This window comes from Paenisporosarcina sp. P4_D4, assembly GCF_056401835.1.
The window spans coordinates 1-6,083 of the sequence record NZ_JBFUIO010000115.1 but is presented as its reverse complement, the minus strand read 5'-3'; the positions used below and the strand labels follow the sequence as shown (position 1 = coordinate 6,083).

Annotated in this window: 5 protein-coding genes and 1 pseudogene; all 6 read left to right on the top strand. The window is 39.3% G+C overall.

Annotated elements, in window-relative coordinates; genetic code table 11:
- Positions 1 to 2,493 (top strand): helicase C-terminal domain-containing protein (locus tag AC1DSL_RS15170; protein WP_477532813.1); only part of this gene is annotated, 2,493 nt, incomplete at its 5' end.
- Positions 2,494 to 2,516: 23 nt separating this feature from the next.
- Positions 2,517 to 2,687, top strand: coding sequence for a YpmA family protein (locus AC1DSL_RS15165; RefSeq protein WP_016427387.1), 171 nt, complete (start codon positions 2,517 to 2,519; stop codon positions 2,685 to 2,687).
- Between the two features lie 9 nt (positions 2,688 to 2,696).
- Positions 2,697 to 3,179 carry a cell wall elongation regulator TseB-like domain-containing protein gene (locus AC1DSL_RS15160; RefSeq protein WP_016427386.1) on the top strand — a complete coding sequence of 161 codons (483 nt, stop codon included), beginning with the start codon at positions 2,697 to 2,699 and terminating at the stop codon, positions 3,177 to 3,179.
- A gap of 16 nt (positions 3,180 to 3,195) precedes the next feature.
- Positions 3,196 to 4,398 (top strand): pyridoxal phosphate-dependent aminotransferase, encoded by a 1,203-nt coding sequence (locus tag AC1DSL_RS15155; RefSeq protein WP_477532814.1) that lies wholly within the window; start codon positions 3,196 to 3,198, stop codon positions 4,396 to 4,398.
- 15 nt (positions 4,399 to 4,413) lie between these two features.
- Complete coding sequence (asnS, locus tag AC1DSL_RS15150; RefSeq protein ID WP_016427384.1) at positions 4,414 to 5,709, top strand: asparagine--tRNA ligase; 1,296 nt, start codon at positions 4,414 to 4,416, stop codon at positions 5,707 to 5,709.
- A gap of 199 nt (positions 5,710 to 5,908) precedes the next feature.
- Positions 5,909 to 6,083 (top strand): annotated as a pseudogene (locus AC1DSL_RS15145) (DnaD domain-containing protein); the annotation flags it as partial.

Genomic DNA, 6,083 nt, shown 5'->3' with positions numbered 1-6,083 from the left:
TCTTTTGTACAAGCCGAATTCAAGCGTACGGGATTCCCTTTATGGAAAGGCAAAAAAATGGATACCGTTGAACTGTCACGCTTACTGTTTCCGACGTCTTTCAGTTATAATTTACAGGATATTACCCAAGAGCGGGGCATCCAACTAACAAATGCCCATCGTGCAGACGATGATGCCTATGCGACCGCTGAATTATTTATAGAGTGTATGAAAGAAATTGAAAAACTGCCGATTCAAACACTAGAACTAATTCATAAACGATCTTTTCAGATGAAATTCGACATCTCTGCTTTATTTTTCGAAGCTCTTCAAAGAAAGCGAAAGATGCTCAAATCCGAAAATTACGATTTTTATAAAGGCATTCCGCTTCGACAGAAGTATTTCATGCAAGGTCCAGTGGAATCTTCCATTTTCTATCCTGAAACCAAGAACCAGAAACGTCTCTATTTTTCAGAAGGGTTACAGGACTTCAAAGAACGTGAAGGGCAGTTTCAGATGATGGATGCCATATGGCAAACCTTTCAGGAAAAAAATGAACTGGCCATTGAAGCATCGACGGGACTCGGAAAGACGCTAAGTTATTTAATTCCAAGTTACTTCTATGCAAAACAACAAAACAAAAAAGTATTAATCAGCACGTACACTACTCACTTAATGGAGCAACTATATGACGTTGAAATACCGAAATTAGAAGCCATTGTAAAAAATAGTGTTCAAGTTGCGATTTTGAAAGGTGCTAGACATTATCTCGACTTGCACCGTTTCGAGGAATTACTGCGTGCAAAAGACGAATCTTATGATGAAACGTTTGCTATTTGCCAGCTGTTAGTTTGGTTAACAAGAACTTCTACAGGTGATGTTGGGGAACTGAACGTTTCAAGTGGCGGTCAATTTTTCCTCGACAAAGTCCGGAAAAATGCATTTTCCGTTAAGACAACGGAAGTGAATGACCATGATTTCCATGCATATGCATTGCTTCAAAGTCAGCATGCAGATATTCTTATTACCAACCATGCCATGCTCTTTACTGATCGGCATAGGCTGGAACCATTACTCAAGAATGAAATCAGTGGATTTATTATTGATGAAGCACATCAATTTGTACAAGCTGCGAATACACGTGATGAAAGAATCTTTTCATACACGCAGTGGAAATATGTATTTGGTCAACTTGGAACCCGCGATCAGGAACAATTAACCTTTTCTTTCGCCAATGTTTTGGAGAAACATGGGGTGGATGTGATTTATTCGTTCGATGAACTTGATCGGATTTATATGAGGTGTAGTGACAAGTTTGATGAAGCGATTCAATCCATTATTCAGAGTGTCCGCCGTAAGACTGCGACAAAATCTCATTCGAAACAAACGATTTTGTTCGAAGATTTAGATCTGGATTATGAATTGCTCGATGAAGTTTACCAATACCTTCAAAGGTGGGTGACAATTGCCCAACACTTACTCGAGAGAATGTCTAAAAGTCAGCTTGAATCAACACATGCCGATAAACTAGTTGCTGCCGAATGGCAATATTGGTTGAACGAAATGAAAATCAAGACAGGTGAATGGGTCGATATTTTCCTATCTTCTCCTGCAGAACATTCAGTATGGGTGGAAATGGATCGCAGAAGCATTCCAGGTAGCCTGCAAGTGTATAAAAAACCGATTGACAGTACACAGGCGGTCAATGAAATATTTAACGATTGGAGAGGCAGTGCTGGCATCGTCTGGACGTCAGGTACGTTATCAGTCCCAGGAAATAATCGTTTCATCGTCAATCAACTGGGGCTTCCAGAGACGGTGTCCATAAAAAATTACTCTGCGCCAAAAGATTTTTACCAAGGAGCCAATTTATTCATTGTCGATGATATGCCGGATATTCAGCATGTCTCACAATCTGATTTTATCGAAGCAGTTGCCGATGCAGTCATTCAAACGGTTCTGATTACGGAAGGCCGATGTTTTGTGCTCTTCACATCACAGGACATGTTGCGAAAAACAGTCGATTTAATTCAAGATACAGGATTGCTTGAAGATTATATGTTATTCGCCCAAGGCATGACATCAGGTAGCCGCATGAAATTATTGAAATCATTCCAGAGGTTCCGAAAGTCCGTATTGTTTGGTACGAATAGTTTTTGGGAGGGTGTCGATGTACCGGGAGATGCATTAACTGCAGTCATCTTGGTACGGTTGCCGTTTTCTTCACCGGATGAGCCTGTATTCAAAACACAAGCTGACCGTCTGACCAAACAAGGAATCAATTCATTTACATCACTGGCATTGCCGGAAGCGATTCTTAGATTCCGTCAAGGTTTTGGCCGTCTAATTCGTTCATCAACCGATCGTGGCGTATTTATTGTCCTCGATCGCAGAATTGAGTCGAAATCTTATGGGAAAGAGTTTATTAGTGCTTTGCCAGATATCCCAGTTAAGAAAGTATCCCTAGAAGATATGGTCTTGGACCTTGAAAATTGGTATAATGAGAAAGTATGAGCGAAGAAAGTAGGGGTTACAAAATGGAAAGCAGAATTGAAGTAATATCAACAGTTACGGTTGACTATCAATCAGACTTGTATAAAATTGTGGACGCCTTGAATCGCACTTTGAAACAAAGAAATTTAATGTTTGGCCTGGCACTTGAAAAAGATAATCATGAGAAAGCCGTTTTCACAATTTATAAAACGTAAGGTGCAGAAATGAAAAAATGGTTTATTTTTATCAGTGTATTTATTCTTTCATTAACTCTTTGTATCAGCTTGTTTGTCATCTGGAAAGCAGGACAACCTTTCAGAAGCGCAAAACAGGATGCTGAACAATTGGCAATTAGTGAGAAAATGTTAACAGAAGTGACAGATTCACAGGTGTACAGTAGTACAAATACATATATTACTGTACTTGGAAACGATGAAAACGGAGAAGAAAAAGCTGTTTTTATTCCTTCCTCCAATCAAAAATTAAAAATTGAAGAAGTGCTTATGAAAGATGGCATTTCGAAAAAACAAGCCATTAAAACTGTACAAGATGAATTTGAAGTCAAAGAGGTGCTACATACTAAACTTGGCTGGGAACAAAATCATGCAGTATGGGAAATTACATTTTTAAATGAAAACGACAAGCTTAATTACGTTTATTTATTATTTGAAAATGGAAAATGGTGGAAACGTATATTGAATATGTAAAAGGGGACAATCGATGATGAAACCTATATTAGCTAACCGTGTTCAGACATTGACACCGTCAACAACACTTGCCATTACAGCAAAAGCAAAGGAATTAAAAGAACAAGGTATTGATGTGATTGGTCTTGGCGCAGGCGAGCCCGATTATAATACTCCTCAAAACATTTTGGATGCGGCATTTAAGTCGATGAATGATGGTTATACAAAATATACACCAGCAGGCGGTTTGCCAGCATTAAAAAAAGCAATTATCAACAAGTTACAGYGTGATCAACAAATCACATATCAACCGTCTGAAATTTTGATTGGTATTGGTGCGAAACATGTTTTATACACATTGTTCCAAGTACTATTAAATGAAAATGACGAAGTAATCATTCCCATCCCTTATTGGGTAAGTTATCCAGAACAAGTGAAACTTGCAGGAGGCGTACCTATTTATATTGAAGGTACAGCTGAACAACAATACAAAATCACTGCCCAACAAATTAAACAAGCAATCACTGACAAGACTCGTGCCGTTATCTTGAATTCTCCAAGTAACCCAACCGGGATGATTTACTCAAAAACTGAATTGCAGGAAATTGCAGAAGTTTGTAAAGAAGCGAACATCTGGATAATATCTGACGAAATTTATGAAAAATTGATTTATGGAGATGCCAAACATATTTCCATTGCTCAACTTTCAGACGATGCAAAAGAGCGTACGATTATTATCAATGGTGTGTCTAAATCACATTCCATGACAGGATGGCGTATAGGCTATGCAGCGGGCAACAAGGAAATCATTACAGCAATGACAGACTTAGCGAGCCATTCCACATCAAACCCTGTCACTACTTCTCAATACGCTACAATTGAAGCGTATAATGGTCCTCAGGACACAGTAGAAGAAATGCGTTCTGCGTTTGAATCACGTCTTGAAATTATTTTCCCGCAAATAGTAGCTATTCCAGGTTTCAAAGTATTAAAACCACAAGGAGCATTCTATTTATTTCCAGATGTTTCTGAAGCAGCATCAAAAACAGGTTATGATTCAGTTGACACATTTGTAGAAGCACTACTGACTGAGGCAAATGTAGCGGTCATTCCGGGTTCTGGTTTTGGAGCCCCATCAACAATTCGATTATCCTACGCAACTTCACTCGACTTACTTGAAGAAGCAGTGTCACGTATAGATACATTTGTACGATCAAAATGGCAAGATGGTTTGCTGTAATTTCTGGAGGAATTTATGAAAAAAATTATGATTCACGAAATGCCAAAACACTTAGGCGAAACAGTAAAATTAGGTGCTTGGTTAGCCAATAAACGTTCAAGTGGAAAGATTGCATTCTTGCAACTACGCGATGGTTCTGGCTTCGTACAAGGCGTTGTTGTTAAGGCAGATGTGGCAGAAGAATTATTTATCAAAGCAAAATCTTTAACACAGGAAACGTCAATGTACGTTGTCGGAGAAGTTACTAAAGATGAGCGTTCTTCGTTTGGCTTTGAACTTCAAGTGAAAGATATCGAAGTCATTCACGAAGCAGTAGATTTCCCAATCACACCAAAAGAACATGGAACTGAATTTTTGATGGATAACCGTCATTTATGGTTGCGTTCACGTAAACAACATGCCATTATGAAAATCCGTAATGAAGTCATCCGTGCAACTTATGAATTTTTCAATGAAAATGGATTTGCAAAAGTAGATCCGCCGATTTTAACAGGATCTGCTCCTGAAGGAACTTCTGAATTGTTCCAGACCAAATATTTTGATGAAGATGCATATCTTTCTCAATCAGGTCAACTTTATATGGAAGCGGCTGCTATGGCACTTGGAAAAGTGTTCTCATTCGGTCCTACTTTCCGCGCTGAAAAATCAAAAACACGTCGCCATCTGATTGAATTCTGGATGATCGAGCCGGAAATGGCTTTCACGGAATTTGAAGAAAATCTTGTGGTGCAAGAGCAATATGTTTCATACGTTGTTCAATCAGTCCTGAAAAACTGTAAGTTGGAGTTGGAGCGTCTTGATCGTGACGTAACGAAACTTGAACATATTCAAGCTCCTTTCCCACGTATTTCTTATGACGATGCCATCACATTCTTAAATGAAAAAGGGTTTGATGATATTCAATGGGGTGATGATTTTGGCTCACCACATGAAACTGCAATTGCTGAACATTATGACAAGCCTGTATTCATCACGCATTATCCGATTGGTATTAAACCATTCTATATGCAGCCACACCCAGAACGTGATGATGTCGTTTTATGTGCGGACTTAATTGCACCTGAAGGCTATGGCGAAATCATCGGTGGTTCAGAACGTATTCACGATTACGATTTATTGAAACAACGTCTTGCAGAACACGAACTGGATGAAAAAGCATATGCATGGTACTTGGAACTGCGTAAACAAGGCTCCGTGCCACACTCAGGATTCGGACTAGGATTAGAGCGCACAGTAGCATGGATCAGTGGAGCAGAACACGTCCGTGAAGCGATTCCGTTCCCACGCTTATTAAACCGTTTATATCCATAAACAAGAAAAGTGCAGAAGCCCACGCAAGCTCGACTCCGACGGTGGAAGGTACGAATCGAAAACCTGTTTTCGAATAAGTACCTGAAGCGGAGGTGCGAGCTGGGCTTCGGAACTAGACATGTAGGAAAGTAAAGAAAACAGCTAAAATTCGTAACTTGAGTTTTTTATCAATAATATAAGTACAAAGGAGAGTTCGGGTATGCAACAGCAACAGCCAGATCGGCTCCGTATGTGGACAGAGCAGGGAAATGTAACCATTTCCCAGCTCTTTTTTCAACATTACAAAAAGTGTGATATCCAGGATGATGAAGCCTTATTAATTCTTCATATGGTGGCGTTTATCGATAAGGGAAATCATTTTCCCACGCCAGATG